This is a genomic window from Streptomyces sp. E11-3 (assembly GCF_046540415.1).
Taxonomy (GTDB): domain Bacteria; phylum Actinomycetota; class Actinomycetes; order Streptomycetales; family Streptomycetaceae; genus Streptomyces.
In genome coordinates this window covers 1-3,624 of sequence record NZ_JAZGRL010000029.1, presented here as the reverse complement: position 1 = coordinate 3,624, position 3,624 = coordinate 1, and the positions used below count along the sequence as shown (strand labels likewise).

The following is a 3,624-nucleotide window of genomic DNA, read 5'->3' as shown; positions in this document are numbered from 1 at the left end:
CCCCCTCGTTCGAAGCCCGCCCGCCGACCCACTTCACGCCCCCCGAGGGCGTCCCCATGGTCAAGCTGATCAAGGAGGCGCCCTGGCAGGACCAGATGCGTACGATGCTGCGCACCCCGGCGGCCGAACGTCCGGCGCCGGAGCCCACGCAGCGGCACGAGGACGACGCGGGGCCCGCCGTACCGCGCGTCCTGGACCTGACGCTGCGTATCGGCGAGCTGCTGCTGGCGGGCGGTGAGGGCGCCGAGGACGTGGAGGCGGCGCTGTTCGCCGTCACCCGCTCGTACGGTCTCGACCGCTGCGAGCCGAACGTCACCTTCACCGAGCTGTCGATCTCGCACCAGCCGTCCCTGGTGGACGACCCGATGACGGCCGCCAGGACCGTACGCCGCCGCGGCACCGACTACACCCGGCTCGCGGCCGTCTACCGCCTGGTCGACGACATCGGCTCCTCGGAGGTCGAGGTCTCCCTGGAGGAGGCGTACCGGCGGCTCGCCGAGATACGACGGAACCGCCACCCCTACCCCGGCTGGGCGCTGACCGCGGCGGCGGGGCTCCTGGCCGGGTCCGCGTCGACGCTGGTCGGCGGTGGCGTGGTGGTGTTCGTGGCCGCCGCGCTCGGGGCGATGCTCGGTGACCGGTTCGCCTGGCTGGCCGCGGGGCGCGGGATGCCGGAGTTCTACCAGTTCGTGGTGGCGGCGATGCCTCCGGCCGCGATGGGCGTCGCGATCAGCATGCTCGACCTGCAGGGGGTGAAGGCCTCCGCGGTGATCACCGGTGGGCTCTTCGCGCTGATCCCTGGGCGTGCACTGGTGGCGGGTGTCCAGGACGGGCTGACCGGCTACTACCTCACGGCCGCCGCCCGGCTCCTTGAGGTCGGCTATCTCATCGTCGGCATCGTCTGCGGGGTCCTGGTCTCGCTCTCGCTGGGCCTGGCGCTCGGCGCCGGGCTGAACCCGGAGACGGCGATCCACAGCCCCAGCCGCCCGCTGATCCAGACCGCGGCGGCCATGGCGCTGAGTTTCGCCTTCGCCGTCCTGCTCCAGCAGGAACGTTCCACCGTGCTCATGGTGACCCTCAACGGCGGGGTCGCCTGGGTCGTGTACGGCGCGATGGCCACGGCCGGGGACATGTCGCCAGTGGCCGCGACGGCGGTCGCGGCCGGTCTGGTGGGGCTCTTCGGACAGCTGCTCTCGCGCTACCGGTTCGCCTCCGCCCTGCCGTATGTGACGGCGGCGATCGGGCCGCTGCTGCCGGGTAGCGCCTTCTACTTCGGGCTCCTGGAGATCGCCAGGGGCAACCTGCCGGACGGTCTGACCTCGCTGTCCAAGGCGGTGACCCTGGCTCTGGCCATCGCGGTCGGCGTCAACCTGGGCGGGGAGCTGGCCCGGCTGTTCCTGCGGCGGCCGGGGGCGGCGAGCCCGGCCGCCCGCCGCGCGGCCAAGCGGACCCGCGGCTTCTGAGGGAGCCGACGGGCACATCCCGGCTACCCGGCTACCCACCTTCCCCTCTACCCGTCTACAGCCGTGGCGGCGCGGCGCCTACGATGGTCGCCTGCTCCCTCCCACGGCCGAGCGCCGAACCACGGCCGAGCGCCGAAAGTCGAAACAGGAGATCATGGCGAAGCCATCCGGCCACCACGTCTTCAACGCCTTCCGTGGCGCCCTCATCGGCACCGCTGAGGCCGTGCCCGGCGTCAGCGGTGGCACCGTCGCGCTGATCACCGGTGTGTACGAGAAGCTGATCGGCGGCGCCGGTCATGTCACCAGCGCGCTACGGATGGCCGCGAGCGACCTGCCGCGCGGCCGCGGCACCGCGCGCGCCAAGGCCGAACTGCGCAACGTCGACTGGAGCGTCCTGGTCCCGCTCCTGGTGGGCATGGCGGCGGCCCTGGTCCTCGCGGCCAAGCTGATCGCCCCGGTGGTCGAGGAGCACCCGCAGTTCGCGTACGCCGCGTTCTTCGGCCTGGTGCTGGCCTCGCTGTGGGTGCCGTACTCGGGCTCGGGGCACCGCTGGAGCGCCGGGAACTACGTGGTCTGCCTGGTGGTCGCGGCGGGCGCCTTCACCCTGACCGGGCTGCCGCCCGGCGAGATGCCGACCAACCCGGTGGTGGTCGCCCTCGCGGGCTCGGTCGCCATCTGCGCGCTGGTGCTGCCGGGCGTCTCCGGCTCGTTCCTCCTGCTGACCATGGGTCTCTACGAGCCGACGATCGACGCCGTGAACGAGCGCGACCTCGGCTACCTCGCCGCCTTCGGGCTGGGCTGTGTGGTGGGGCTCGCGCTCTTCGTGAAGCTGCTGAAGTGGCTGCTTGAGAACTACCACCACATGACGCTGGTCGTGATGACCGGTCTGATGGCCGGTTCGCTGCGCGCGCTGTGGCCCTGGCAGGACGACGACCGCGGGCTGCTCGCGCCCAGCGGCTCGGTCCCGCTGACCTTCGGTCTGATCGCGCTGGGTGCCGCCGTGGTGATCGCCGTCCTGGTGGTGGAGCACCGTGCGCACGGCAGGAAGCCGGAGGAGCCCGTCGCTCCCAAGCGCGGTCGGCACGCGCGCGTGGCGTCGGGCTCGGGGCGGGACTGACACCGCCATACGGACTGACACCGCCGTACGGACTGACTACGCGTACGGCCACGGGCATCAGTAAGGGGCACCCCACAATTGCGGGTGCCCCTTACTCGTCCTGCTCGTCCTACCCGTCTCAGCTGTTGCGTGCCGCGTTCGCCAGCATCGCGTCCCGCATATAGACCGCGAGGCCCGGACGGATGGCCTCGTAGAAGGCGGTGAACCGCTCGTCCGAGACGTACATCTCGCCGAGACAGCCATGGAGCTCGTACGAGCACTCGTAGTGGAACCGCGAGATGAAGCGGCGGTGCTCCTCGGCCACGTCCATCGCCTCAGCGGAGTCGGCGGGAAGCCCCTGGGCGAGCAGGTCGGCCATCCGGGCGTGGATCGCGGCGAAGTCGTCGTTGATCCGCTTCCAGTCGTCCTTGGTGTACGAGGCGGCCTTGCGCTGCGACTCCTTGTAGGCGTCGGTGTCGCCCCAGCGCTGCTCGGCCTCCTCCGCGTACTGGTCGGGGTCGAAGTCCCCGAAGACCTCGAACTTCTCCTCGGGCGTGAGGTTGATGCCCATCTTTCGTGCCTCCATGGCGGTCTCGACGGCCGCGGCCATCTCCTGGAGCTTGACGATCCGGGCGGACAGCAGCTCATGCTGGCGCCGCAGGTGTTCCCGCGGGTCCGTGTCCGGGTCGTCCAGGAGGGCGGCGACCTCGTCGAGCGGGAATCCGAGCTCCCGGTAGAACAGGACCTGCTGCAGCCGGTCCAGGTCCCGGTCGTCGTAGCGCCGGTGCCCCGCGTGGCTGCGGCCGCTCGGGCAGAGCAGCCCGATCTCGTCGTAGTGGTGCAGGGTGCGCACCGTGACCCCGGCGAAACCGGCGACCTGTCCCACGGAGTAGCTCATCGCCCGCTCCCTTCGTCGTTCTCGGTACGTGGCTCAGCCTGATCCCTCACGTCGCGTGAGGTGCAAGCCCGCACTCCCGCGCACCGCCCCGAGCGACCGCCGAAAGCTACGCCTAGGTGTATTGATCATGAGCGTTGTTGACACTCGCGGGTCTTGATCATGGCGAA

3 protein-coding genes are annotated in these 3,624 nt (G+C 71.0%); 2 read left to right on the top strand and 1 reads right to left on the bottom strand.

Translation table 11 applies throughout. The features are described from left to right. Positions 1-1,463: threonine/serine exporter ThrE family protein (locus U9R90_RS34415; RefSeq protein WP_411061273.1), on the top strand; the 1,463-nt coding region annotated here is incomplete at its 5' end. A 154-nt stretch (positions 1,464-1,617) separates the two neighbouring features. Then, a complete protein-coding gene (locus U9R90_RS34410) occupies positions 1,618-2,580 on the top strand; it encodes a DUF368 domain-containing protein (protein WP_411061271.1) in 963 nt (320 codons plus the stop codon). A 118-nt stretch (positions 2,581-2,698) separates the two neighbouring features. On the opposite strand, the gene U9R90_RS34405 is transcribed toward U9R90_RS34410, so the two are convergent. Continuing rightward, positions 2,699-3,457 carry a MerR family transcriptional regulator gene (locus U9R90_RS34405; protein WP_411061269.1) on the bottom strand — a complete coding sequence of 253 codons (759 nt, stop codon included), beginning with the start codon at positions 3,455-3,457 and terminating at the stop codon, positions 2,699-2,701. Positions 3,458-3,624 lie beyond the last annotated feature (167 nt).

What these genes read in the sequence shown, in the direction of transcription:
- U9R90_RS34410 (WP_411061271.1), top strand. Translation starts at nt 1,618, where the DNA reads ATGGCGAAGCCATCCGGCCACCACGTCTTCAACGCCTTCCGTGGCGCC.
- U9R90_RS34405 (WP_411061269.1), bottom strand. Translation starts at nt 3,457, where the DNA reads ATGAGCTACTCCGTGGGACAGGTCGCCGGTTTCGCCGGGGTCACGGTG.